Annotated in this window: 18 protein-coding genes and 2 pseudogenes; 10 read left to right on the forward strand and 10 right to left on the reverse strand. The window is 73.6% G+C overall.

Annotated features, from left to right (window positions below; genetic code table 11):
- Window positions 1-198, forward strand: a pseudogene (locus ABT403_RS31800) (spore-associated protein); the annotation flags it as partial.
- A 359-nt stretch (window positions 199-557) separates the two neighbouring features.
- Here ABT403_RS31800 and ABT403_RS31805 read toward each other — a convergent pair.
- On the reverse strand, window positions 558-1,202 hold the full coding sequence (locus tag ABT403_RS31805; protein WP_344153048.1) for a hypothetical protein: 645 nt from the start codon (window positions 1,200-1,202) through the stop codon (window positions 558-560).
- Window positions 1,203-1,633: 431 nt separating this feature from the next.
- A complete protein-coding gene (locus ABT403_RS31810) occupies window positions 1,634-2,263 on the reverse strand; it encodes a hypothetical protein (RefSeq protein WP_344153051.1) in 630 nt (209 codons plus the stop codon).
- A 195-nt stretch (window positions 2,264-2,458) separates the two neighbouring features.
- On the opposite strand from ABT403_RS31810, the gene ABT403_RS31815 reads away from it, so the two are divergent.
- The 3 genes and pseudogenes from ABT403_RS31815 to ABT403_RS31825 all read left to right on the forward strand — a co-directional run.
- Window positions 2,459-3,370: a LysR family transcriptional regulator gene (locus ABT403_RS31815; RefSeq protein ID WP_344153054.1), complete on the forward strand. Its 912-nt coding sequence runs from the start codon at window positions 2,459-2,461 to the stop codon at window positions 3,368-3,370.
- 144 nt (window positions 3,371-3,514) lie between these two features.
- Window positions 3,515-3,676: a hypothetical protein gene (locus tag ABT403_RS31820; RefSeq protein ID WP_344153057.1), complete on the forward strand. Its 162-nt coding sequence runs from the start codon at window positions 3,515-3,517 to the stop codon at window positions 3,674-3,676.
- A gap of 132 nt (window positions 3,677-3,808) precedes the next feature.
- A pseudogene (locus ABT403_RS31825) lies at window positions 3,809-4,663 on the forward strand (glycosyltransferase family 2 protein); the annotation flags it as partial.
- A gap of 354 nt (window positions 4,664-5,017) precedes the next feature.
- Here the strand turns inward: ABT403_RS31825 and ABT403_RS31830 are convergent.
- The gene (locus tag ABT403_RS31830; protein WP_344153265.1) at window positions 5,018-5,677 is read right to left on the reverse strand and encodes a TIGR03086 family metal-binding protein; all 660 of its coding nucleotides are present in this window, start codon (window positions 5,675-5,677) and stop codon (window positions 5,018-5,020) included.
- 104 nt (window positions 5,678-5,781) lie between these two features.
- On the opposite strand from ABT403_RS31830, the gene ABT403_RS31835 reads away from it, so the two are divergent.
- Window positions 5,782-6,729 carry a helix-turn-helix transcriptional regulator gene (locus ABT403_RS31835; RefSeq protein WP_344153060.1) on the forward strand — a complete coding sequence of 316 codons (948 nt, stop codon included), beginning with the start codon at window positions 5,782-5,784 and terminating at the stop codon, window positions 6,727-6,729.
- A 54-nt stretch (window positions 6,730-6,783) separates the two neighbouring features.
- On the opposite strand, the gene ABT403_RS31840 is transcribed toward ABT403_RS31835, so the two are convergent.
- The gene (locus tag ABT403_RS31840) at window positions 6,784-7,698 is read right to left on the reverse strand and encodes a LysR family transcriptional regulator (protein ID WP_344153063.1); all 915 of its coding nucleotides are present in this window, start codon (window positions 7,696-7,698) and stop codon (window positions 6,784-6,786) included.
- A 138-nt stretch (window positions 7,699-7,836) separates the two neighbouring features.
- Here ABT403_RS31840 and ABT403_RS31845 point away from each other — a divergent pair, with 138 nt between their 5' ends.
- From ABT403_RS31845 to ABT403_RS31865, 5 genes are all read left to right on the forward strand, one after another.
- Entirely contained in the window at window positions 7,837-8,655 is an 819-nt protein-coding gene (locus ABT403_RS31845; RefSeq protein WP_344153066.1) for an inositol monophosphatase family protein, read from the forward strand.
- Between the two features lie 43 nt (window positions 8,656-8,698).
- Window positions 8,699-9,295 carry an NADPH-dependent F420 reductase gene (locus ABT403_RS31850; RefSeq protein ID WP_344153069.1) on the forward strand — a complete coding sequence of 199 codons (597 nt, stop codon included), beginning with the start codon at window positions 8,699-8,701 and terminating at the stop codon, window positions 9,293-9,295.
- A gap of 114 nt (window positions 9,296-9,409) precedes the next feature.
- Complete coding sequence (locus ABT403_RS31855) at window positions 9,410-10,450, forward strand: pyridoxamine 5'-phosphate oxidase family protein (RefSeq protein WP_344153072.1); 1,041 nt, start codon at window positions 9,410-9,412, stop codon at window positions 10,448-10,450.
- A gap of 31 nt (window positions 10,451-10,481) precedes the next feature.
- Entirely contained in the window at window positions 10,482-10,610 is a 129-nt protein-coding gene (locus ABT403_RS31860; RefSeq protein ID WP_344153075.1) for a hypothetical protein, read from the forward strand.
- A 28-nt stretch (window positions 10,611-10,638) separates the two neighbouring features.
- Window positions 10,639-14,208, forward strand: a complete 3,570-nt coding sequence (locus tag ABT403_RS31865; protein WP_344153078.1) for an ATP-binding protein — start codon at window positions 10,639-10,641, stop codon at window positions 14,206-14,208.
- Window positions 14,209-14,220: 12 nt separating this feature from the next.
- Here ABT403_RS31865 and ABT403_RS31870 read toward each other — a convergent pair whose 3' ends face one another.
- The 6 genes from ABT403_RS31870 to ABT403_RS31895 all read right to left on the reverse strand — a co-directional run bounded on the left by ABT403_RS31870 (window position 14,221) and on the right by ABT403_RS31895 (window position 24,293).
- Window positions 14,221-15,132, reverse strand: coding sequence for a TIGR03619 family F420-dependent LLM class oxidoreductase (locus ABT403_RS31870; RefSeq protein ID WP_344153081.1), 912 nt, complete (start codon window positions 15,130-15,132; stop codon window positions 14,221-14,223).
- A gap of 75 nt (window positions 15,133-15,207) precedes the next feature.
- Window positions 15,208-15,894, reverse strand: a complete 687-nt coding sequence (locus ABT403_RS31875; protein ID WP_344153084.1) for a hemerythrin domain-containing protein — start codon at window positions 15,892-15,894, stop codon at window positions 15,208-15,210.
- A gap of 188 nt (window positions 15,895-16,082) precedes the next feature.
- On the reverse strand, window positions 16,083-18,707 hold the full coding sequence (locus ABT403_RS31880) for an RICIN domain-containing protein (protein WP_344153087.1): 2,625 nt from the start codon (window positions 18,705-18,707) through the stop codon (window positions 16,083-16,085).
- A gap of 42 nt (window positions 18,708-18,749) precedes the next feature.
- Complete coding sequence (locus ABT403_RS31885) at window positions 18,750-21,137, reverse strand: non-reducing end alpha-L-arabinofuranosidase family hydrolase (RefSeq protein ID WP_344153092.1); 2,388 nt, start codon at window positions 21,135-21,137, stop codon at window positions 18,750-18,752.
- A 329-nt stretch (window positions 21,138-21,466) separates the two neighbouring features.
- Complete coding sequence (locus ABT403_RS31890) at window positions 21,467-23,059, reverse strand: sigma-70 family RNA polymerase sigma factor (protein ID WP_344153095.1); 1,593 nt, start codon at window positions 23,057-23,059, stop codon at window positions 21,467-21,469.
- A gap of 166 nt (window positions 23,060-23,225) precedes the next feature.
- The gene (locus tag ABT403_RS31895; protein WP_344153098.1) at window positions 23,226-24,293 is read right to left on the reverse strand and encodes a S8 family serine peptidase; all 1,068 of its coding nucleotides are present in this window, start codon (window positions 24,291-24,293) and stop codon (window positions 23,226-23,228) included.
- Window positions 24,294-24,645: the final 352 nt, after the last annotated feature.

The following is a 24,645-nucleotide window of genomic DNA, read 5'->3' on the forward strand; positions in this document are numbered from 1 at the left end:
GCTCTCTGGATCGAGGTCACCGGAACCTCGGAGCGGGGCGAGGACTTCGGCCGGTACACCTCGTACGCGGGCCCGGCCTACGTGTACGGCAAGGGTCACTGCGTCGACTGGGGCGGGGGCATCGGCAACGTGCACGTGCAGGTGTACGACTCCAACTGTGGCGCGCGCAAGGAACACCGGGTCACCGAGTTCCGCTGACCCGAGCTCCTCCCGGCCGTGGCGTTGCGGGCCGTCAGGCGGCCGGTCGGCTTCGCCGCCGGTGCCTGCCGGTTCCGACGATCAGCCCGCCCCCGGCGGCCGTCACCAGTGCGGCGATACCGAGCAGCCGGCCGGTGCCGCGTGCGTCGGCTCCGGTCTCGGCAAGCCGGCCCTCGCCTCCTGGCGTGTGCACGGGGACGACGGCCCCGCCGTCACCCTGTCCTGCGGGGGCACCCCCCGGGGCAGGGCCCTCCCCGCTCCCGGGCTCGGTGTCGTTCCCCGGCTGTTCACCTTGCCCGGGGTTTTCACCATGCCCGGGGTCCTCGCCCTCGCCGGGCTCTTCGCCGTTCCCCGGGGCCTCACCGCCTTCGGACGGGGCGACGATCTCCGACCGGGCATAGGTGCTGGGGGACTGCACGTCCTCGTGCGTCGCGCTGCTGCCCCCAACGGTGAAGTAGACGTCCGTAAGAGGGGCCTGCGCGCTGAATCTCGCGCGGACGGGGATCGTGAGGACGCTCGTCGGGGATCACCATGTTCCGTCCGATGTACGCGACGGGTTCGCCGTCGTCCGGGCTGAACGGCAGGTCGTGCCAGGCCCCCTCCAGGAAGGCCTGCAGCCGGATGTCCCGCCCTGCCACCCGCCCGTTGGATCCGACCACCAGGATGAGGTGGTAGCGCTCCTCCTCGCTGCCCGCGGAGTGGTCCACGGTGACGGAGAACTCGCCCCAGTCTCCGCCCGCCTCGAACGACTCCGGCACGCCGCCCAGCCCCAGGACCGGGGCCTCGGAGGCCCGGGTGCCCTCCGTCCCCTCCTCCGCAGGCTGTGCCGGCGCCGCTGACGGCCCGTCCCCCTCGCGGGGCAACCCGGCGTCGGCCTCCAGGGCCCGGTCCGGCACGCTCACCCCGGCGCCGGACCGCTCGGCCGCGGTCGAGGGGGTGGCCCCAAGGGCCACCGGCGCCATCGCCGCGACCACGGTGGCCACGGTCATGTGCTTCACGTTCACGTCTTCGTCCCTACATGGTGCGGTTCGCTTCAGCTCACCCTCCGCAGGGAGGGCGTCCGGCGGTAGGGCGGTCGATCCGATGAGTCCATAGACCGGGTCGATGCATGCCAGGGCAACTGCGTGCGGGTCGGGCCGCCGCGCATAGGACGGCCCTATGGACGCATCGGTCCGTTCCCCCTGGGCAGGGGGTGCCGCGGCGGCGATGCTGGCCGCAGCCCCGCAGCCCCGCAGCCCCGCAGCCCCGCAGCCCCGCAGCCCCGCAGCCCCGCAGCCCCGCAGCCCCGGAGCCCCGGGGCGTTCGGGGACGCGGGAACGAGCAAGGGGCGGACCGGCCGGCCAGGCCGCACGTGGTTGCCGTCGGGAAGGGCGCTGGATGGACGCGGGACGAGCCTGCTGGAGCTACGGCAGGGTACGGACGGATCCTGGAGCGGTCAGCCGCCGCTTCCGGACTTCACGGCCGCCACGAGAGCGTGCGCCCGGTCGGTCGCCCGCCCGCCCGCCTTCGCGCCGACCGATTCCAGCAGGCCTCTCTTCCTGGCGAGCTGGATGTGGGACTTGACGGTGCCGAGCGGCAGACCGGTGATGTCCACCAGGCTGCGCACGGGGGAGCGGTCGCCGGCATCCGCCAGGCGTTCGTAGCGCAGGGCGACCGCCGCCAGGTAGGCATCGGTGGGACGGGCCGACGTCCGCAGGAGCTCCTCGACGCGCTCGGCCAGCGGATACCGCTCCTCGTGCCGGGACGGGTGGCGCCGGCGTGCGGCGTCGGCGGCCTCGGCAGGCCGCATCTCACGCAGGACCGTCGTGGTGACCCCGCGTGCGACAGCGGCGGGATCCCCGCTCGCGAGGGGCTGGATGAACACGTGGGTGGGCGCGGCGCCCGCCGATTCGTGAGGGAAGAAGTGCCAGGCCTCGAAGGTGCCGTGGGCGAGTTCCTCCCGCACCCAGGTTCCTCCGGCCCCCACCGGGTCCGGCAGGGGCGGCGGCACCGGGGACGGGCCGGTGAGCTCCCGCAGGCCGCCCTGAGGCCGGGTTGTCTTCGGATCGTGCTGATCAGCCGCCACCCCGCCACCGTAGTCATCCGGACGCGTCATATCCAGTGAGCCGATTCGACCGCTAGATCCGGATTTGACCTATCCGGATACGTCATGGCTAGCTGTATGTGGCCTCTGCGGGAGCCGCCGCTCCACACCACCGGTAAGCGACGGCCGCCGCGCCCCGGCTGCCGGGGCCGGCCCACCGACGACGAGGCACCCTTCATGCGCATCTCGCCCCGAGTACCCGATCTCCCCGCCCTCGACCTGCTCCTCAGCGTCATCGAGCTCGGCAGCCTCGGCCGGGCCGCTCAGGCCCACCACATCAGCCAGCCCTCGGTCAGCTCCCGGATCCGCTACCTGGAACAGCTGGTCGGCGTGCCCGTCCTGCAACGCTCCGCCCTCGGCTCCACACCCACCCCCGCCGGGACGCTGGTGGCGACGCTGGCGCGGGACGTGATCGAGGCCGCACAACGCATGGACGTCGCCCTCGCGACCTTGCGCGACCAGCACAGCTCGCAGATGAGCGTCGTCGCCAGTCAGACGGTCGTGGAGTACCTCTTTCCGCGCTGGCTCAAGGACCTGCGGCTGCGGAGCCCCGGCATCGCCGTGGCGCTCGACGCGGGCAATTCGGCGCAGGTGGCGGCGGCCGTCCTCGAAGGCAGGTTCCCGGTCGGCTTCGTCGAGGGGCCCCGGGTCCCCAGGGGACTGGCCGGCAGAACGGTGGCGCAGGACGAACTGCTGGTCGTGGTCGCCCCCCGGCACGCCTGGGCCGGGCGCACGGCGATCACGATCGAGGAACTGGCGTCCGCCGAGCTCCTCCAGCGCGAGGAGGGCTCGGGCGCCCGTACCGCGTTCGAGCACGCCATGAGGGCCCACGCCCCCGGCTGGAAGCCCGCACCCCTGCTGGAACTCCCCTCCACGACCGCGATCAAGAACGCGGTGATGGGCGGAGTGGGCCCGGCGGTGATGAGCTCACTGGCCGTCGCGCACGACCTGACGTCCGGGACCCTGACCGCCGTCACCGTGTCCGGACTACGCATCCGGCGCCGGCTGCGGGCCGTGTGGCCGGCCGGGCAGCGACCCGTCGGCCCTGCCCGGGACCTCTGCGCCATCGCCTGTCTGCCCCGTCCGTAGAACGGCCCACCCGGCCACCACACCGCCGAGAACGGCGCCCCGCCCCACCCCGCCGGGCCGAGGCCCGACCGCCCCGATCGCGACGACGTCCGCCCTCCCGCACCCAGATCCCAGGAATCCCCCCGCATCCGAAGGAAGGCCCCCATGCCCTACGCATCCGCCACCGCCCCCGGCGGCACCCTCGCCGCCACCGGTCTGGCCACCGGCCAGCTGTGGCTCGTCGCCGCGAGCGTCCCCATCGTGATCGCCGGAGCACTGCTGGTACGCCTGGCGTTCCGCCGCGAGAAGGGACCGGTGGAACAGTGACCCCGACCCTTCACACGCCGGAAGGCCTCGCGGCACGGACGTCCTCCCCGCCCGCCGTCCCGGACCCGCCGCGCGCCCGCCACGTCCGCCCGCGGACCCCCCGCCGCCCGCCCAGACCTCGACGCGCTCACCGTGACCGTCCAGATCCCCGTCTACAACGAGGACCCCCGGGCCCTGCGCGCCTGCCTCGATTCGGTGCTCCGCCAGACCCGCCCCGTACAGCGGATCCGCGTCGTCGACGACGGATCGGTCGACGACGCGGGAGCCCCCTTCACCTACGACGACGTCCGCGCCGAGCTCTTCGAGCGGACCCGGACCCCCGGCATGCCGGAGGTGACCTGGAACCGCACGCCCAACCGCGGCAAACGTCACGCCCAGATGACCGTCCTCGCCCACGACGACGCCGACGTCTTCGTCACCCTCGACAGCGACTCCGTACTCGACCCCCACGCCGTCGACGAGGGCCTGGTGCCCTTCGCCGACCCGAAGGTCACCTCCGTCGCGGGCCAGGTCCTCGTCCTCAACCACGACGCCAACGCCCTGACCAGGATGATCAACCTGCTCTACCTGCCCTTCACCCGCGGACTGCGCAGCGCCCAGTCCGTCCTCGGAAGGGTCACGATCAACTCCGGCACCCTCGCCTTCTACCGGGCGGACATCGTGCGCGGCGCGGCGGGGGTATACGAGAACGAGACGTTCCGCGGCCGGCCCATGCAGATGAACGACGACTCCATGCTGACCTTCTACGGCCTGCTGGCGGGGGACACCGTCCACCAGCCGTCCTCCCTGGTGTTCACCCTCGCCCCGGAACAGCCCGGCCACTACCTGCGCCAGCAGATGCGCTGGATGCGCGGCACCACCGTGCGCCACCTGTGGTGGCTGCGCTACCTCCCGGCCGCCGGGATCGTGTTCTGGACGACCGTGGCCGAGTACGTCCACGTCCTGCTGGGCCTCGCCATCCCCGTGGCGGTCCTGTCCCAGCCCGACCTGCGCGGTCACCTGGGAACGCTGCTGCTCTGGGGCCTGGTCATCGCGACGGCGATGAGCTACCTGATGGCCCTGCGCCTGTTCACCGTACGGCGCTCCGACATGACCACACGTCAGACCGTCCTCCTCTTCGCCCTGGCCCCCGCGGCCGCCCTGTGGCGCGCGGTCGTCCTGCGGCCGATGTACCTCTACGCCATGGTCACCTGCCACCGGATCAACCGCTGGGGCACCCGCGACAGCGTCGAAGTCGGTCTTCAGCACCGTGAAGAGCCGGGCCCGGCCGGCCGGCACGCCGCCCGCTGCCCCGCCCCGCCCCCGCGCGGCGCGGGCCGCGGGGGCGGGCGGTCCGTGAGTTCAGGGGCGGCGTCCGGCCCAGGCCACCAGACGGTCGATGGCCCGGGCTCCGGGGTCCACGGCCACCGCTTCGGCGAAGGGGATCCGGCCGCCGCGGGTTTCGGCCGGCAGCGCGCGACGGACGACGCCGATCACCCGCTCGATCAGGGCCGGGTCCCATTCCGGTTCCTGCCCCGTCGCCTTCGCCAGGTCCCAGGTGTGCACCGTGACCTCGTGCGTGTAGATGGCGGCGGCCGCCGCGCCCGGCAGGACACCCATGGGCAGGCGCAGCTGCCGGCCGAGGATGTCCGGGTCCGCCCACACCTCCGCGACCTCGCGGGCGCCCGGCTCCCAGGCCGCCGCCCATCCGCCGTCGGCGACCTCGTCGGCGAAGGACGGGACGCTGAACGGGTCCTCGCCGCGTCCGATCACCGAGATCCGGCGGACGACGCCGACGAGGTGGCTCGACAGCCGCCGCACGTCGAACTCCTCGCACGGGGTCGGGGCGTCGTACTGCTCGGGCCGGACGGCGGCCAGCGTGCGGCCCGCCAGCTCGATGGCGGCGGCGAGGTCGGCCCGCGGATCGACGGGGGCGGGGGCAGGGGTAGGGGCAGGGGCAGGGGAGGCGGCGGTGTCGGTGGAGCCGGAGGGGGTCTCGGTGAACTGCTCGATCTTGTTCATGCGTTCATCCTGGAAGCAGAAGTGGCCACCTTCTGGCCAGTTTTCCGAAGAGAATGAGATGCGATGACGAGGACGCCGGCCCAGGCCGAGGAGGAGCGGGACACGTGAGAGCCGACCGGTTGGTGGCGACCCTGCTCTTCCTCCAAGAACGCGGCCGCGTCACCGTCCCCGAAGTGGCCGCCGAACTGGAGGTGTCCGAGCGCACGGCGCGCCGGGACCTGGAGGCCCTGGCCGCATCCGGCATACCCGTCTACTCGCAGCGCGGCCGCGGCGGCGGCTGGTCCCTCGTCGGAGGAGCCCGTACGAACCTCACCGGGCTCACCGCCGAGGAGATCCGGGCGCTGTTCCTCCTCACCGGCCCCCTGTCCGCCACCCCCGAGCTGCGCACGACCCTGCGCAAGCTGGTCCGCGCCCTGCCGCCGCCCCTGCGGGAGCAGGCCCAGGCCGCGACCCGCGCAGGGGTCGTCGACACGACCGACTGGTCCCGCAACGCCGTCACCGCCGACGCCGCCCACCGCTCCGCACTCCAGGCCGCCGTCATCGACGGGATCCGGGTCCGCCTCGGCTACGCGGGTGCCCGCAAACCGGCCGGCGAGCGGACGGTCGACCCCCTCGGGCTCGTGGCCAAGGCGGGAGTGGACTACCTCGTCGCCGGCACGGACAAGGGCCTGCGCACCTTCCGTCTCAGCCGGGTCACCTCCGTCGAGCCGACCGGTGAACCGGTGGTACGGCCGCCCGACTTCGACCTCGCCACGGAGTGGCGGGCCCTGTCCGGGGCCTTCCAGGACGGTATGAGCGCGGTGACCGCCCGCGCCCGCGTCCACCCCGACGCGCTGGCCCTGCTGCACCGGCTCCTCGGCGGCCGCGTGCGCGTCGGCGGGCCGTTGCCCGACGGATGGACCGAGGTGTGGGTCGAAGGCCCGGCCGCGCAGGCCCTGGCAGGACGCCTGGCCGGGCTGGGCTCACGGGTCGAAGTGCTGGAGCCCCCGGAGGTACGGCAGTGGCTGGCCCGGATCGGCGCCGAACTCACGGGGACGTACGCCCGGGACTGACCGCACCCGCCCTCATCGGCACGGACCCGCCGGCCGCGGGCGCCGTGGCGCCCGCTACGGCGCCGCCCCGTCCAGGGCCAGCGCGGTCCGCGCCAGTCCGCGCAGCCAGGCGTGGGCGTGGTCGGTGTCGTAACGCTGATGCCATGACAGGTACACCGGCGCCGACGCCGACGGCAGTTCGGGCGGGAGGGGGAGTACGGCCAGGCCGAGGTCGGCGACCGCCTGCCGTGCGGTGGCTTCGGGGACGCTGACCAGGAGATCGGAGCCGCGCACGAACTCCAGCGCGGCCGCTTCGGTGGGCACGCTCGCCACCGCGCGGCGGGTGAGGCCGTGCGGCGCGAGGGCCTCGTCCAGGGCGTTGGTGAGGTTTCCGCGTCGCGAGACGGTGACGTGTTCGGCGGAGGCGTACTGCCGTGCGGTGACGGTTCCGGCGCGGGTGAGCGGGTGCCCCTGCCTCACGACGATGACGAGGCGGGTCCGGCCCACCTCCTCGGCGCGGATGTCCGGTGCGCTCGGCCGGTTGGCGTTCGCCTCCAGGTCGACCTCGCCGCGCCGCAACCCGGGGGTGTCGACGCTCGATTCGGCGACGAACCGCAAGCGCACGCCCGGCGCCTGCTCCCGTACGGCCGAGAGCAGCGGGGCACCGCTCAGGGCGACCAGGGAATCGTGCCAGCGGAGTGTGAAGGTGCGCTCCAGCGTCGCCAGATCGAGTTCACGGCTCGGCGCCAGCACCCCCCGCACCTGGTGCAGCAGCTCGTGTACCTGCTGCCGGACGGCGACCGCGTACGGCGTCGGGGTCATCGTGCGCCCGGTGCGCACCAGGATCTGGTCCCCGGTCGTGCGCCGGATCCGGCCCAGACTCCGGCTCATCGCGGGGGCGGTGACGTGCAGGCGGGCGGCCGCCCCGGCCACGCTGCCCTCCTCCAGCAGCGCGTCGAGCGCGGCGAGCAGATTCAGATCCAATTGCATCCGAGTAATCCTAGGCGTGCTTGACATGCATTTGAAGTCAATCAAGGGCCTGGATACCTTCGATACCAGAGCGCGGCACGGAACGCCCAGCCCGGTCCGGCCCGCCTCAACCACCCCTTCTCACACGGGAGTACCGCCATGCCCGAAACGTCTCAGGCCACTGACGTCGCCGCCTCCGACGCCGACGTGCTCGCCCAGACCGTGAGCGCCGTGCGCGCGGCCGGTTCCGCGCTGCGCGAGCGCTTCGGCGAGGTGGTCCGCCACGAGACCCGCGAAGAGCTGATGCGTGCGCTCGCCGCCAACGACGACGCGGCCCTCGCCGTCCTGCGCCCCCGCCTCACGGCACTGCGCCCGGCCGCCGGCTGGGTGGAGGACGAGCTGGACGGCGGGGAGCTGCCGCCCGGCGAATGGTGGGTCGTGGATCCGGCCGAAGGCAACGTCAACCACCTGCACGCCCTGCCGGAGTGGGCGGTGACCGCCACCCTCGTGCGCGACAACCGGCCGGTGCTCACGGCGGTCCACCTCCCGTTGACCGGCGAGACCTACACCGCGCTCACCGGCGCGGGCGCCCACCTCGACGGCCGTCCGCTGCACGTCTCCCGGACCGCGGACCTCGGCCTGAGCATCGTGGCCACCAGCCAGGCCCGGCCGGACGAGGACGAGCAGGTCGTACGGCGCGTCGGCGCCTCGATCACCGCGATGCTCTTCGACGCGCTCGTCGTCCGCACCGCCGTACCCGCCACACTGCACCTGCTGAACGTGGCCGCCGGCCGGATCGACGCCTTCTGGCAGTTCGCCGGCGCCCGCGCGGACCTCCTGCCCGGGGCGCTGCTCGTCACCGAGGCCGGCGGACGCATCTCCGACGCCGAGGGCCGCCCCTGGACCCCGCGGAGCGAGAGCCTCCTGGCCGCCGCGCCCGGCGTCCACGCCGAGGCCGTCGCCACGCTCTCCCGCTGACCGCGCACCACACCCCCCGTACGCACGGAAGGACCAGATCATCATGACCAGGATCGCAGTTCTCGGAAACGGCCGCGTGGGCGGCAGTCTGGCCACGGCCCTCACCCGGGCAGGGCATGAGGTGACCGTGGCGGACCGCGCGCCGGGCGCCGCCGCCCATGCCGCCCGCACAGCCCGGATCGTCATCAACGCCACCCCGGGCGCCGGCTCGCTGGACCGGCTCGCCGCCCTGCGCGGGGAGCTGCGCGACAAGATCCTCGTCGACGTCTCCAACGCCACCGTCGACGGACCGGACGGACTGCCCGCCGACCTCCTCTACCCCGGTTCGAGCCTTGCCGAGCAACTCCAGGAAGCGCTCCCCGACACCCGCGTCGTCAAGACGCTCAACACCATGCTCTTCCCGGTGATGACCGCGCCGGCCATCCTCACCCAGGCGCCAGACGCCTACCTCTCCGGCGACGACCCGCAGGCCAAGGAGACCGTCCGTGAACTCCTCGTCAGCCTCGGCTGGCGCAGCGAGTGGATCACCGATCTCGGCGGGATCCGGTCCGCCCGCGCCACGGAGGCCGCGATCCTGTTCGTACCGCACGTGATCCGGGCCAGTGGATTCACACCCTTCGCGATCTCCATCGCCCGCTGATCCGCACACACCCGGGACCGGGGCGTGGCGGCAAGTCAGCGCCAAGTGCCCACCAAGAGGGGACGGGCACGGTGTCGTATCCGCTGTCGGCATCCGATCCTGGAGCACACGAGCATGTCCCCCAGCAGTCGCCCCGAGGTCCCCCGCACCCACGAGACGCAGGACGTCCGCCCCCTCGCCCCGGCCGGTGAGCACCGCGCCGGACCGAGCGGCACGACGCCGCTGGACTCCGCACCGCGCGGCGTCCTGGAGGCCTACCGCACCTGCGAGTTCGTCACCCTGGCGAAGGACGGGACGCCGCTGGCCTGGCCGACGGCCGTCGCACGCCGCGAGGACGGAACCCTGCTGCTGACCACCTCCCTCGCCTTCGCGCAGAAGGCGTTCAACGTCCGGCGTGACGGCCGGGTGGCCCTGCTCTTCTCCGACCCGACGGGCAGCGGTCTCGCACACGCCCCGCAGATCTTCGTCAGCGGCCGCGCCGTCTGCCCCGACACGGTCATGACGGGCCCACGGGGCGCCGAGGAGTACTGGCGCATGCTCTTCGAGCGGCAGCCGCACAGCCGCGCGTACCTCCGGCTGCCCCTGCGGCCGATGATGTCCTGGTACTACCTGCGCCTCCTCATCACCGTCGAACCGGAACAGGTCACGGTGCGGCTGCCCCTGGAGGAGCTGCTGGACCATGACCTGCCGACCGCCGCCGGCAACCCGCCACTGCCCGGAGCCGAACAGCTGGGGCGCCTGCCCTCGGCGGTGCTCGCCGCACGCGATGCCTCGGGGGCGCCGGTCCTGGCCCGCACCCGCCCCAGGCCGACGCGGTCGGGCTATCTGGTCGAGGTGCCGGCGGACTGCGCCGTCGAACCGGGACCGGCCAGCCTGCTGGTCCACCGGCACGACGCACTGCTCAACCACATGTACAACGCGCTCGTGCGCGGCGACCTGCGCCATACCGACGAGGGATGGCTCCTGACGCCCTCCACCGTCATCGAGCCCATGGGCTCGGGCCGTGCGAGCGACGCCCTGCGGGTCCTGCGGCAGACGAAGCGGTCCACCGACCGCTACCTCCGGCGCCGGGGCCTGCGCCGCCCCAAGGTGCAGTGGGACCGGTTCCGCGCCCTCGCGGAGCCGGGACAGCGGACGGACGGGAGCCGAGGGTGACCAACCGCCGTCCTGCCCGGAAGGAGCGGGCGTGCGCACCCTCCTGAACCGCCTCGTCACCGCCCTCACCCGGCCCCCGCACCCCTCGGTCCGCCCCGCGCTCCCCGCACAGGACGGGCGCGCACGACTGCCGGCCGTGCTGCGCTCCCCGCACCACTGACCAGGGGCCCGTCTAGGATGTTCTTGTCATGATCACAATGAAGGTGCTCGGCCCCTTCCGGGCCGAGGTCGACGGCCGTCCGGTCGACACCCGGGGCCGGCTCGCACGGATGGTCCTGGTCCAGCTGCTGGTCGCCCGTGGGTCGGTCGTTCCCACGGAGCGCATCATCGAGCGGCTGTGGCCCACGCGCGTCCCGCCGAGCGCGCAGGCGTCGCTCCACGCCTACGTCGCACGCCTGCGGCGAGCCCTCGAACCGGAACGGGCGCCCCGCACCCCGGCGCGGATCCTGGTCAGCGCACCCTACGGCTACTCCCTCGCCGTGGAGCGGAGCGCGGTGGACGCCTGGGTGTTCGAGGACCAGGTGGCCGCCGGTTCGGTGGCGGGTCTGCCCGCCCACCTGGCCGCCGACGGCCTGACCCGGGCACTCGCCGCCTGGGGCGGGCAGCCGTACGCCGAGTTCGCGGACGAGCCGTGGACCGCCGGGGAGCGCGCCCGGCTGGAGGAGACGCGCCGCAGCGCACGCGAACGGCTCGCGGCGGCCCAGCTGCGCTGCGGACAGACCGCGCAGGCGCTCGCGGACGCGACGGCGCTGACGAGGGAGCAGCCGCTCCACGAGGAGGGCTGGCGGCTGCTGGCCCTGGCGCTGTGGGCCCGCGACCGGCAGGGCGACGCACTGGCCGCACTGCGGCAGGCCCGGCGCATCCTCGGCGAGGACCTGGGCGTCGAACCCGGCCCCGCCCTGCTGGAGCTGGAACAGGCCCTGCTCCACCAGCGGTTCGACCTCCTCCACCGCGAAACCGGCGCCCCCGCAGCGCCCGCCGCATCCGGTGCACCCACCGCGCCGGACGTACCCGCCGCCCCTGCCGCACCGGGCGTACCCGCCGCACCGGGCGTACCCCGCGTACCCGGCGCACCGGCCGCCCCCGCCGCCCCCGCCGTACCCCCCACCCAGCCGCAGACGGCGCCCCCCGCCGTGCCGGCGGCGGCCGCCACGCCGCCCCCCGCCGCCGGGCACGGCACACCGGCCGCCGCACTCGCCCCGTACGCGACGACCGCCACCCCGACGGTGCTCGCCGCCGACCGTCTCCTGGGCCGCGACGAGGAACTCGCCCGCATCGCCGACGCCGCCGACCGGGCACGCGCCGGCCGGGCGCAGGTGGTCCTGGTCTCCGGAGAAGCCGGAATCGGCAAATCGAGCCTCCTGGAGGCCACCCTCCGGCAACTGCCCGCACAGGGCTGGCTTTCCGCCTTCGGACAGTGCCCGGAGACCGAGGGCGCCCCGCCCGGCCGGGCCTGGTTCGACATGCTGCCGGCCCTCGCACAGGCCGCCCCGCCCGGCCCGTACGCCGAGGAGCTCGCCCCCCTCCTGGCCCCCGGCACCGAGACCGGCCCCGCGCAGCCCGACGGCAGCCCCGCCCGCCGCTTCCGGCTCCACAAGGCGCTGCTCGGCTGGCTCCGCGAGACGGCACTGCGGCAGCCGCTGGCCGTCTTCCTGGACGACCTGCACCGGGGCGACCAGGAGAGCGTCGAGCTGTTCCTGCTCTGCGCCGAACACCTGCGTGACGTACCGCTGCTCCTGGTCGGCTCGTACCGCACCGGCGAGGGCGACCTGACCGCGGCACTGGCCCGCCTCGCCGCCCACCCGCCCCTACGCCTGGCACTCGCCGGACTGTCGGACACCGAGGCCAGGCGGCTGCTGCGGCGCACGGCGAGCGGGATGAGCGACCGGGCCGCGGCGGCCCTGGCCGAACGGGCCGGCGGCAACCCCTTCTACCTGCGCGAGAGTTCGCTCCTGCTGGCCGGCGAGGGCGAGGAGAAGGCGCTGGCCAGCATCCCGCAGGGGGTCCAGGACGTGCTGCGCCGACGGCTGGCCCTGCTCACGCCGACCGTCACGGCCGGGCTGCGCCTGGCCGCCGTCGCCGGACGCGAGGCCCCGGTCGCCCTCCTGGTCCACGCCGCCGACCACGACGCCGATCAGCTGCTCGACGCCCTGGACGCGGGCATCACCGCGGGACTGCTCACCGAACCGCGGCCGGGCACGGTCCGCTTCAGCCACGCCCTCGTACGGGACGCACTGGAAGCCGACCTCACCCGCCTGCGGCTGGCCCGTATGCACTCCCGCCTCGGCCGGAGCCTGATCGCCCTCGGCTCCGACGACGTCGCCGCCACCGCCCACCACCTCCTGCGGGCGTCCGCGGTCGTCACCGCCGACGCCGGGCCCGCCGTCCACCACGCCCGGCTCGCGGGCGAGCAGGCCGTACGCCGCTACGCACCGCAGAACGCCGAGACCCTCCTCGGCGAGGCCCTGCGCCTGCTGACCGACCACCCGGCCGCCTTCGCCGGCCAGGACACCCCCCTGCTGCGCGTCCTGCTCCTCGGCCAGCTGGTCGACTGCCGGATCCGGATGGGCGCCGTGGTGCCCGCCCGCGAGGCGCAGCGGCAGGCCGTACGGGTCGCCCGCGCCGAAGGACGCGCCGATCTGCTGACCGCGGCCTACACGACCTGGACCGAACCGACCCCCTGGCGCGTCCGCGCCTACGCGGACTCCGACCCCGAGGCCGTCGAGGAACTCGGCAGGCTGCTGGAGACCCGGGACCTGGCCGGCCGGCAGCGGTGCCTGCTCCTCGACCAGCTCGCCGACGCGCTCGACGACACCGATCCGCGCGCCCTGACCGTCGCGTACCAGGCCGTGGAGGCCGCCCGGGCCCTGGGCGAGCCGCGCCTGCGGGGGCTGACGCTCACCTCCCTGCTGCGCCGGCTCGACTGCGAACTCGACCCCGGCGCCTACCTCCCGCTCCAGGAGGAACTCACCGAGGTGGCGGCCTCCCAGGACAGTCCCGAGTACTCCTGGATGAGCGCCTACACCGCCGCCCGCGTCGCCGCCGCCCGCAACGACCCGGAGCACATGGAGCGCTGCCTCGCGCGCGCCGACGGCATCGCCCGCACCTACGAGCTCCAGGGCGCGTTCGCGGTGGCCCGGCTGCGCCGCCCCATGCTCGCCATGGCACAGGGCCGCTTCGACGAGGCGGAACGGGAACTGGGCGCGGCGGTGGCGGAACTGCGGGCCCGGGGAGCGGTGGACCTCAGCGGCCTGGCGGGCCTCGCCGTCGGGTGCATCCGGCTGCGGCAGGGCCGCCTCGCCGAGGTCCTGCCCGTGCTCCTCGCGGTGTGGGAGCAGTACCAGCCGCACAACGAGGCCCTCACCGCACTCGCCCTGCTCGCCGCGGACCGCCCCGGCGAAGCCCGCGCGGTCTTCGCCCGGCGCGCCCCGCTGCTGCCCGACTTCGCCTACTCCATCCTCGCCGGGCTGCGCGGCGCGGCCGCCATCGCCTTCGGGGACCGCGAGGCGGCCGCCGAGGTCTACGCGGACCTGCTGCCCCTGGCGGGGCTGGCGGGAGGGGCGAGCAGCCTCAGCCTCGTCTTCCGGCCCGTCGCCCAGACCCTGGGCGAACTCGCCCGGTTCCTGGGCTGCCCGGACGACGCCCGGCGCCACTTCCACGAAGCCGTACGGGTGGCCGCCGCCTGGGACTCGCCCCTCTGGGAGGACGATGCCCGGGCCGCCCTGGCCGGCCTGCCGGCGGCGTCCGCTCCCGCGTAGGACCGGCCGGGGTCAGCCGCCGCTCAGCTCGGCCGTGAACCGCCCCGCCAGATCGAGGAACTCCTCGGGCGAGTCCGTCGTCAACTGGAGGTCCACCAGCACCTCGTCGGTGTCCGCCCGGCACATCGTCCGCAGGTGGTCGCAGATCTGCCGCACGGTTCCCCGCTGATGCGTCTCCGCGGGGTCCGCTTCGGCCGTGGTGACGTGGGCGTTGACGCGGAACACCCGGCGCAGCGCCGCCGGGTCGCGCCCCGCCCGCTCGGCGGCGTCGCGGGCCACCGCCCACAGCGCGTCGAAGTACGGCAGCGGCATCGAGGCCGCGAGCCAGCCGTCCGCGCGCCGCCCGACCCGCTCCAGGGCGAACGGGGTGAACCCGCCCAGCAGCAGCGGGGGCCTCGGGCTCTGGACGGGCCGGGGCAGGACGGTCGAGGGCGGGATCGTCCACAGCGGGCCGGTGTGGACGACCGGGCCGGGCCGCCACACGGCCTCCAGGACGTCCAGGGTCTCCTCCATCCGGGCGCCACGCCCCCGCCAGGGAACCGCGGTGGCCTCGTACTCCTCACGCATCCAGCCCAGCCCGAGCCCCACGTCGAGACGTCCGCCGCTGATCAGGTCGAGGGTGGTCAGCGCCCGGGCGAGCACGAGGGGCGGCTGCCACAGGGCGTTGAGCGTGCTGCTGCCCAGCCGCACCCGCTCGGTCGCAGCGGCCGCCACGCCCAGCGCGAGCAGCGGATCGAGGTGCGTGCCGTACCGGTCGGGCATCCGCCCGCCCGCGTAGCCCTCGGGCGGGGTCAGCGGCGCCAGGAGCCGGTCGGCCACCCAGAGGCTGTGGCAGCCCAGCGCCTCCAGGGCCGTACACATCGAGGCCGCGCGGCCGGGGTCGGCGAACGGGCCGAACTGGGGGACGGAGAATCCGAAACGCATCGGTGGGGTTTCCTCGATCGGTAAGGGAAGTCCGGTGGGACGGTACGAACGGACGCGGCCGGCCGGTACGACGGCTCACGCGGTGGAAGCGCGCCGGCCGCGGATCCGGCGCGTCTCACGCCGGTACTGCCGCTGCCCCAGCAGCTTCCACAGCACCCGCGCCGGGACGGGCAGACGGGCCAGGAACTCCCGGCGCTCCTCGGGCGGGCAGTCCTCCAGGATGGCTCCCAGGGCGATCAACAGCCGGTCCTTGGGCGTCTCGGCCAGACCCCGCTCCCCGACCGCCCGCCAGTCCTCCTCGCCCACGTGGAGCGCGACCAGCGGCATGACCTCCCGCTCCTCCTCGTCGAGATGGGCGCACAGCTGCCGGTGGTGCCTGCGCAGCGCTTCGGCCAGCTCGTCGCGGTCCTCCGGCAGCGCCCGCGCCTGCCAGCGGTCCATCAGCACCTGGACCTCGTCCATGCCCTCGGTCAGCTCGTGGTGCTGCGCCTCCATCGCGAGGACCTGCTCGGCGTCGAGGTCGAGGTGGGGGAGGAGGACCGGCCAGAGCATCTCGTCCTCCCCGGTGTGGTGGGCGTGCAGGCCCACGGTGTACTGCCGCCAGTGCTCGGCGAGGACCCGGGCACGCGCGGTGTCGGAGGGCCGCACGTCCTGGACGAGCTCGGCCAGCAGGCGCGATTCGCGGCGGAACACCTGGTGGATCATCGCCATCTCACGGGTGTAGGGGTGGACGGTGGGTTCGGAAACATCGCTCGTGGTCATGCCACCCACTCTCCGCACCGCGATTGCCGGGCACTTGCATCCCACTTGCCGCCCCCGGCCCCCCAGCGGAAAGCCGCTCCTCCCGACCCAGAATGCGCACCGGTCGGGAGGAGCGGCCTTCCGTTCTGCCGCCGGTCGCGCGTCAGCTCAGCTCACGCGCCGGGCGTGCGCCCGCGCCGGCGTGGGGGTCAGGACGGGTCTCCGTACTGGAGGCCGCGTCCGTTGGTGCCGATGTAGACGCGGCCGTAGGTGTCGGGGTCGCCGGTGATGACGCCGAGGGCTCCGATGCCGCCCCACTGGTGGGCGTCGTCGTTGACGCGGAGCCAGGTGGCGCCCTTGTCGGTGGAGCGGAAGACGCCGGTGACGTCCTTGACGGTGCCGATCAGGTACAGGGCCTGGTAGGAGCCACCGGGTGCGGCCTTGCCGAAGCCGAGGGCGGAAGCGGACCGCACCGTGGGGAGCGTGGTGAAGGTGCGTCCGCCGTCGGTGGAGTGCAGCAGCCCCTGGGCGCCGCCGGCGATCCACAGGTCGCCGGTGATGCCCGGGACGGCCTTGAGCCGGCCGTCGGGCAGGCCGGTGGCGCGGGCGGTGAAGGTCGCGCCGCCGTCGGTGCTGGCGTAGAGCGTCCCGCCGGCCAGCGAGTAGAAGGTACCGGCCGAGGAGCGATCGGCGACGACCACGGACCCGGCGCCCAGGCCGCTGACCTTCGACCAGCTCGCCCCCTTGTCGGCCGAGCGGTACGGGACCTGCCCGGCCTCGGTCCAGACGATGGCCGAACCGTCCGCCGACAGCGCCACATGACCGCCGTCGGCGCCGCCCACCGGCTCCGAGGCGAAGCCGTGCCAACTGATGCCGCCGTCGGTGGAGTAGGCGCCGTCCTTCTCGCCACCCTTGCCGACGCGGACCATGACCGACGGGTTGGACTGGGCGAAGTCGATCCCGGTGCTGTTCGCCATCAGCGGGTCCTTCAGCCGCCCGGCGGGCACCTCCGTGAGGGAGCCGTGGCGGAATCCGCCCTGGTCGCCCATGGCCGTGACGACCTGGGCGCCGCCGGGCGGGGCGATCGCGTCCAGCAGCGAGGTCTCCTCCAGCCCCCGGGCGCCCACGGCCCAGTGGCTGGTGCCGCCGCCGTCCGAGGCGTTGGCGTCCTTGCTGCGCAGGATGCCGTTGCCGGTGCCGTACAGCACGTGCCCGGAGTCGAAGGGATCGATGGCCAGGGCGGTCATCCAGTGCCCGGTGCCGGTACCGATGTAGGGGGCGGCGGAAGCGTCCCGTACCGAGGTCCCGGCCAGCGCCTTCCAGGTCGTGCCGCCGTCGGTGGTCCGGTAGATCTCGTCCTGCGGCCACCAGCGGTCGAGGGTGGTGACCATCACCGTGGAGGGCTTGCGCGGGTCGACGGCCAGACCGGAGAACCCGTAGCCACCCTGGGACGGGGAGACGTTCTTCCACGCCCCGCCGGCCGGGGTGCGCTTCCAGACCGAGCCCCCCGTCACACCGTTGGGGCCGAGGGCGTCGGTGTACGTCAGGTACAGCGAGCCGTCACCGGAGACCACGCCGTGCTGCGGCAGCTGGCCGGTGGGCTGCCCCGGGACGGCCTGCCAGGTGCCGCCGCCGTCGGTCGAGCGGTACAGGGAGGTGGACCTGTCGGCGACGCCCACGTAGACCGTCCCGCTGCCGGCGGGACCGTACGTCACGAAGGAGATGCCCGCGCCGCTGCCCGCCCCGTCCTTCACGGGGAACGAGGACACCCGGCTCCACGTCGCACCGTGGTCGGTGCTGCGCCAGAGGCCGTTCTTGCGGGTGCCCAGCAGCAGCGTGCCGTTGTCCGACGGGTTGACCGCCAGCCGCTCCCCGGCCCCCCGGCCGTCCTCGTTGCCGCCCAGCTTGAAGGGCAGCTCGGTGCGCTGGAAGGTACGGCCCCGGTCGGTGGACCGCAGGATCGCGCCGTTGCCGGCCCAGTCGTTGGTGTAGGTGCCCGCCGCGAGGTAGAGCCGGCCCGGGTCCACCGGGTCGGTGGCCAGCGAGTCGATGCCCAGCAGGTTCCAGTCCTTCTCCCCGAGCCAGTCGGTCAGCGGGACCCACTGCTCGGCGCCGGTGTCCCAGCGGTAGGCGCCGCCCATGTCGGTACGCGCGTACAGCAGGCCCTTCTCCCGCGGGTTGAACACCAGCCCGGTGACGTAACCGCCGCCCACCACCTGGGCGTTGCGCCACGTGTACGGTCCGGATCCGGGCGCCTGGGTCCCGGCCGCCTTCACCAGCCTCCACTGCTGGTTGGTGCCGCCGTGGCCGGGATACTGGATGACGGCCGCGCCATCGGCCGCGGAGCCCGCGGAGACGTCCAGGACCTGGCCGCTCCTGCGGGAGGTGAGGACGACGGCGTCGGAACCGCTGACCTCGTCGATCCGCCACTCCTGGGAGGGGGAGGAGCTGTCGCTCTGCTGCTCGGCGGCGGCCGCCCGGCCCGTCGAGTCCCCGGCTATGCCCAGGACCTTGCCGCTGTTGCGGTTCACCAGCTCGTAGTAGCCGTCCCCAGTGGGGCGCAGCCTCCACTGCTGGTTGGCGGTGTTCTGGTCGGTCCACTGCTGCACGCGGGTGCCGTCAGCGGTGGAGAAGGCGTTGACGTCCAGCACCTTGCCGCTGCGTACGGAGACCAGCCGGTAGTAGGCGTCGCCGTCGACCGTCGCGGCCTGCGAGTCGTCCTGCACGAACAGGAGGTACGGCACGAGGACGGCCGGCACACCGAGCAGCAGTCCGGTCCCGGCCCAGCGGCGGCGGTGGCGCCCGCGGCGCCCGTCGTTCGTGGGGTTCTTCATGGGGAGGTGTTCTCCTTGCGTGTCACCGTGGATCGGGGCAGGTCAGCGCTGCAGGGTGAGGACACCCGGCCGGTACGGCAGCCGGTCGTAGGGTCCGCCCGCCGCCGGGGACTTGCCCTGGTAGAGGAACCGCAGGTGGCAGGGGTCGATGGTCATGGTCTGGTCGGGGTTGTCACGGACCAGGTCACCGTGGCTGATGTCGTTGGTCCAGGTGGCGCCGCTGTTGGCCTTGCCCGCGAAGGGGTTGCTCTCGCCGGCGGCCTGCGGGGTCCACGGACCGTTCAGGCCGGGGGCCGTGAACGAGCGGAAGTAGCGGTCCTGGTGGGCGCCCCTGGCCTCGACGATCATGAGGTACTGGTTCCGGCCCTGGACCTTGTAGACCTGCGGCGCCTCGAAGAGGTTCTCCGGCGTGTCGCTCATGACGGTCGTGTACGAGGAGCCGAAGCTTCCCGGGAAGTTCCCGAGCGGCATGCTCGCCCGGTAGATCTTGCCGTTGTCCCCGGCGAAGAACAGGTACATGTTCTCGTCGTCGGCGATCAGGGTCTGGTCGATCGGGCCGGTGGGCGATTCGGTGCGGGGGATGCCGCCGGTGAACAGCGGCTGCGGCGCGGACCAGCCGTCGGGGTTCGCCGGGTCGCTCGACGTGCGGTAGACGAAGGGCCACGGGCCCCACTGGTAGGCCAGCACCCAGATCTTCTTGGGCGCGAAGTAGAACAGCGTGGGCGCCACCGCGGCCTGGTTCATCCCGGCCTGCCCGGCCGAAGCCATGTCCGGCCAGTCCGTGAAGGGAGCGAACATCATCGACCCGTACGCGGATCCCGAGTAGTCCGACCCGTAGACCAGGTGCTTGCCCTTGTACGTCACGGTGGTGAAGTCCTTCAGGGACGCCCACCCGTTCGCCGGCTGCGCCAGCGCACCCGTCGACGCCCATCGGTACGTCGACGGGAGGGCACACGTGCCGCCCGTCGGCGCAGGCGTCGTGGGGGCCGACGTCCCGGACGGGCCGGTCCACTTCTGGTTGCCGCCGGACCAGCAGGAGTACAGCTGGATCCTGGTGCGGTTGGCGGTACCCGCGCCGACGGCGTCGAGGCACAGCCCGGACCGGACGCCGGCGATCGAGCCGTCGGGGTTGACGTTCCACTGCTGGCCGGCGCCGCCGGTGCAGTTCCCGATGACCACCGGAGTGCCGTTGACGGTGCCGTCGCCCTTGGCGCTCAGGCACTTGTCGCCGTAGACCGTCAGCTGCTTGCCGGCGGTGTAGGTCCAGCGCTGGTTGGTCTGCCCGTTGCAGTCCCACAGCTGTGCCTGCGTGCCGTCGGCCGTGCTGGAGCCGTCGATGTCGACGCACCGGCCGGAGGCCACGCCCTTGATCGCCCCGGTACCGCTTCCTCCGGTCCCGCCGGTGGTGCCGGTGGCGGCCTTGAGGGCGTTCACGACGGCGGTGTAGGCGGCCTTGGGCCGGCCCTCGTCGTCGAACAGCAGGGGGCTCTCGCCGCGCCGCCAGGAGTCGCCGTCGCGGATGCCCCACACCGTGATACCGGTGCACCGGGCCACCGACAGGCAGGCCTTGACCGTGTCGGCGTAGTGGGCGGGGGAGGCCTGCGCGATGTCCAGCTCGGTGATCTGGACGTCGACGCCCAGCGCGGCGAAGCCGGAGAGGGTGGTCCGGAGGCTGGACGGCGGGCCGCCGGGGCCGAAGTGACTCTGGAACCCGACGCAGTCGATCGGCACGCCACGGGACTTGAAGTCCTTGACCATGCTGTAGACGCCCTGGGTCTTGGCGTCCGACCAGTTCTCGATGTTGTAGTCGTTGTAGCAGAGCTTGGCCGACGGGTCGGCCGCCCGGGCCGTGCGGAACGCCTCCTCGATGAACCCGTCGCCCAGCACCTTCTGGAACACCGAGTCCCGGTGCTGGGTGGAGCCGTCGGCGAAGGCCTCGTTGACCACGTCCCAGGCGTAGACCTTGCCCTTGTAGTGGGACATCAGGGTGGTGATGTGGTTGTTCATCACGCCGCGCAGCGTGTTCGCGTCACCGATGGACTTGACCCAGAGCGGGAGCTGCGAGTGCCAGACCGCGGTGTGGCCGCGCAGGCGCTGACCGTGTGCCGCGGCGTGGTCGACGATCCGGTCGGCGGCGCCGAAGCTGAAGTTGCCCCGGGACGGTTCGGTGGCGTCCCACTTCATCTCGTTCTCCGGGGTGACCACGTTGAACTCCCGGTCCAGGATCGTGGAGTACGCCGGGTCGCCCAGCCTGCCGGCGGCCACGGCGGTGCCGAAGTACCTGCCCGAGGGGGCCGCCTGCGTGCCCAGGGGGGTCGCCGCTCCGGCGGAGCCAGGCAGGAGCGTCACGACGCCCGCCACCAGCGCGCCGGCCGCCAGCGCCGTCGTCACGGTCCGGCGCCGGCGGGTGAGCCGGTGCGTGCCCGTCATGCTTCACCTCGGGGGCAACGGGCCGCCTCGGGTGCCGAGGTCGTGTACGGACCGGGCACCGGGAATCGGTGGGTGTGTCGCGTTCGCGTCATGGAAAGGCTTTCTTCAGGCGATACGTACGGTGGAAGCCGGGGAACCTTCCGCGCCGGCACCACGTGGTGAGCGGCGGAAAGGAAAACCCCACGAAGTGGAGGCTTCCGAACGCACGGCCCCGTAACGAAAAAGTCGCCCCGCCCGGACGATCGCCCGGTGATGCATCTCGCAGGCGGAAAGTGTTATGACGAGCCCGCCGGCCTGGTCGTCCCCGGGGCAGGCCCGGGGCGCGGACCTCAGTCCTGGGCCGCGCGCACGAGGAAGGACGCCTGTCCGGCGAAGGTCCGCGTGCCGTCGGAGCCGTCGAGCCAGATGCCGCCGTCGCGGTGGCGGATGACCGATCCCGGATAGTTGTGCGCGTGCAGGGTCACCGACCCCGCGACCGCCGCGGGGCGCGGACAGAAGGTGGCGTCCTCCCGGAAGAGTTCGCTGCCGTCGTCGGCGCTCAGCCGCAGGCGCAGGTCACGGTGGCGCAGATAGCGGCCGTCGGCCGCGCGGAAGGTCACGCACCGCGTGTCGGCCAGCCCCTGGACGACCGTGAAGGTGATCCGCTTGCGCGCCTGCGCGCCGCTGGAGGCGGAAACCCGGCCGAGCGTCGCGAAGTCCTCGGCATACGAGAGGTACAGCCCCGGTTCGTCCACCGACTCCAGCGACCGCGCGCCCAGCGGAACGGTGCCGACGACGGCGGACGGACTCACCGGGGGCGTGGACGGGGACGGGGACGGGGATGGGGATGGGGACGGGGCGGCCGGCGTGGTGGTGGCCGGGGGGACCGGCGTGGGATCGCCCGCCGTGCGGGCGGCGGTGACGCCGGGCTCCCGGTGCGCCGGTTCGGGCCAGGCCGCGTAGGTGACGGTCCCCGCGACGAGCACCGCGCCGGCGGCGAGGCTCAGCAGCGGATGGGCGGTCACCACCTGCAGTTTGGCGCTCAGCGCGCCGTGCAGCCCGCCTCCCCCCGTCGCCGTGCCGGCGGCGGCGGGTGCCATGGCGAGCCCGGCGGAGCTCGCGGCGCCACCCGACAGCAGACCCTTGGCAGCCAGCGCGGCGACGAGTCCGGCCGGGACGGCCAGCGGCGTGAGGGTGAGCAGCAGCAGTTCGTCGGCGGGGACCCGCTGCGTCGCCGCCGGGCAGACCCGGCAGTCGCGGGTGTGCCGCGCGATCCGCTTGCGCCACACCGGTGCACGCAGACCGTCCCAGCCGGCGACGGTCTCGTCCAGCCCCGGACAGCGCGGGCGGGCCTCCAGCGCGGCGACGATCGTCCGGCTCAGGTCGAGCTGCTCGCGCATACGTTGCAGGCGCACGCCCGTATGGGCGACGGTGAGGCCCGTCGCGGCGGCGATGTCCTCACGGCTCAGCAGGCCGGCGCACTCCTGCCACCACAGCGACAGCAGCACCCGGTGGTCGGGGTCGAGCCAACGGCCGGCTTCGACGACCCGGCGGCGCTCGTCCGACATCCGCAGACGCAGGATCGTCGCGTCCTCGGGTTCGGCGCCGGCAGCCGGTATCCGGAGTGCCTCGTCGAGGTCCGCGGTCCGGTCGGCGAGGGCGCGGTGCCGCTGCCAGTGCGTGGTGATCTGGCGGAGCGTGATCGCCACCAGCCAGGACCGGAAGCTCTCGGGGGCACGCAGGGCGGGCAGGTCGCGCACCGCGCGCAGCAGGGTCTCCTGGACGACGTCGTCGGTGTCGGCGGCGGCGTCGGCGCTCAGCGCTCGCCTGACGATGTTGTAGACCAGCGGCAGGTACGCGGCGATCAGCTCCTCGCGCGCCCGGTCGTCACCGGCCTGCGCCGCGACGACCAGCCCCGCGTGGTCCACGTCCGTGAGCCCCATTCCCACCCTCCTCCGGGGAGCGATCCGCCGAGTACGGCGTCACACCCTAGCCTCCACGGTATGCGGCCGAGCCCGTGCCTTGATCCACATCCACCCGTCGCCCCTGAGGCCCGGCCCGCCGCCGCGCGATCGGTGGTGCGCCGGCGCCGCCGAGGCGCTGGAAGGGTCAACGGCGAAGGCGCCTGACGAGGACCGTGACGCCGAGGCTCAGGGCGATGCCGGCGCCGAGTGCCGGCCATTTCCAGGGGACGGACCCGGACGGCGCATCCGCCGCCTCCGCATGGTGTGGCGCCGCGTCCGTTCCCTGAGGGGCGGGGGAGGAGGGGACCTTCGCGGGTGGTGCCGGGCTCGCCAGAGGGTCGGTGTCCGGTGCTCCCGGGTCTCCCTCGTGGTCGAGCAGTACCTTGCGGGGGCGGACGACTCCGTAGCCGATCCAGTCGTCGCGCTTGGAGCCGTCAATGGGGCCACCCGCGGTCTGGATGAGGACACGGGCCACCTGGTTCGCGGTCCAGTCGGGGTGAGCCGACCAGACCAGCGCGGCGGAAGCCGAGGCCAGAGCGGTGGCGTACGAGGTACCTCCGTCTCCCACGCACCAGCCGGTGTTCTCGGTGCACCGGCGTATGACTTTGCCGCCGATGGAGGACAGGTCCGTGTCGGGCCCGTGCGAGGAGAACGGCATGGCCTCGGCTTCGTCGTTCACGGCACCCACACCGAGCACTCCCGGCAGGGAGGCGACGGTGTTGTTGTAGTTGTCGCGCTCCGCTTCGTTTCCCATGGCGGCGAAGATGAGCGCACCCTTGCTCTGGGCGTATTCGACGGCCGGCTTGATTTTGTCGATCGGCCACCCCGGGAACGCGCCGAGGGACAGGTTGATGACCTTCGCTCCGTGGTCGACCGCGTAGCGGAGCCCCTTGGCGGCTTCGGGGATCACGGCGAAGGCCATGGGCGTGCCGACGCTGGTGCGGATGGGCAAGACCTTGGCACCGGGCGCGAGGCCCCGGGGGCCTCCCGCCGAGCCGTCGCCGACGATCGCTGCGGTCATGGTCGTCCCGTGCCCGACGAAGTCCTCGTGCGGCGGATATGTCACATCCGGACGTTCGAACGGCGGTTCCATGAACGAAACGCCCGGAAGGACCCGCCCCTCCAGTCCCGGAACGTCTTTGACGCCGCTGTCGATGACGGCCACCGTGATACCGGTGCCGTCGGCGACCTTCCACATCTCCTGGGCCTTCATCTTCGTGAGGTAGCCCCGGGGGTCGGTATCGGCAGCCGCCGGAGTCACCGTGCCTGCGGTGACCGCCCATGCCGCGACGATGACCCCCGCCGCCCTCCGCCACGACCCACCTCGACGTGTCCTGCCCCGCACTTCCGCCCCCTCTGTGTCCCTGCGCTGCGATCTTGTGCGGGATCACCTCATCACACCGCCCACGAAGGGCCACTTCTGCCCTGTGCGGAGGGGTCCTGGTCGGGCCCGGCCCGATCATGATATTGATCAACGCCCATGGTGGGTTGCGGACCTGACGCGGTGGCAGGGAGAGGGAGCGGTCAGGGCCGTGGCCCTGCTGCTGCCCGGCGGCCATGTGCGC

The sequence above is a fragment of the Streptomyces sp. NPDC000075 genome, assembly GCF_040301925.1.
In the GTDB taxonomy this organism is placed as follows: Bacteria; Actinomycetota; Actinomycetes; order Streptomycetales; family Streptomycetaceae; genus Streptomyces; species Streptomyces polychromogenes.

Excerpts from the sequence above, each read along its gene's own strand:
- ABT403_RS31840 (WP_344153063.1), bottom strand. The coding sequence starts at position 7,698 with ATGCAATTGGATCTGAATCTGCTCGCCGCGCTCGACGCGCTGCTGGAG.
- ABT403_RS31870 (WP_344153081.1), bottom strand. The coding sequence starts at position 15,132 with ATGCGTTTCGGATTCTCCGTCCCCCAGTTCGGCCCGTTCGCCGACCCC.
- ABT403_RS31820 (WP_344153057.1), top strand. The coding sequence starts at position 3,515 with ATGCCCTACGCATCCGCCACCGCCCCCGGCGGCACCCTCGCCGCCACC.
- ABT403_RS31830 (WP_344153265.1), bottom strand. The coding sequence starts at position 5,677 with ATGAACAAGATCGAGCAGTTCACCGAGACCCCCTCCGGCTCCACCGAC.
- ABT403_RS31885 (WP_344153092.1), bottom strand. The coding sequence starts at position 21,137 with ATGACGGGCACGCACCGGCTCACCCGCCGGCGCCGGACCGTGACGACG.
- ABT403_RS31880 (WP_344153087.1), bottom strand. The coding sequence starts at position 18,707 with ATGAAGAACCCCACGAACGACGGGCGCCGCGGGCGCCACCGCCGCCGC.
- ABT403_RS31815 (WP_344153054.1), top strand. The coding sequence starts at position 2,459 with ATGCGCATCTCGCCCCGAGTACCCGATCTCCCCGCCCTCGACCTGCTC.
- ABT403_RS31875 (WP_344153084.1), bottom strand. The coding sequence starts at position 15,894 with ATGACCACGAGCGATGTTTCCGAACCCACCGTCCACCCCTACACCCGT.
- ABT403_RS31855 (WP_344153072.1), top strand. The coding sequence starts at position 9,410 with ATGTCCCCCAGCAGTCGCCCCGAGGTCCCCCGCACCCACGAGACGCAG.
- ABT403_RS31865 (WP_344153078.1), top strand. The coding sequence starts at position 10,639 with ATGATCACAATGAAGGTGCTCGGCCCCTTCCGGGCCGAGGTCGACGGC.
- ABT403_RS31895 (WP_344153098.1), bottom strand. The coding sequence starts at position 24,293 with ATGAAGGCCCAGGAGATGTGGAAGGTCGCCGACGGCACCGGTATCACG.
- ABT403_RS31850 (WP_344153069.1), top strand. The coding sequence starts at position 8,699 with ATGACCAGGATCGCAGTTCTCGGAAACGGCCGCGTGGGCGGCAGTCTG.
- ABT403_RS31890 (WP_344153095.1), bottom strand. The coding sequence starts at position 23,059 with ATGGGGCTCACGGACGTGGACCACGCGGGGCTGGTCGTCGCGGCGCAG.
- ABT403_RS31845 (WP_344153066.1), top strand. The coding sequence starts at position 7,837 with ATGCCCGAAACGTCTCAGGCCACTGACGTCGCCGCCTCCGACGCCGAC.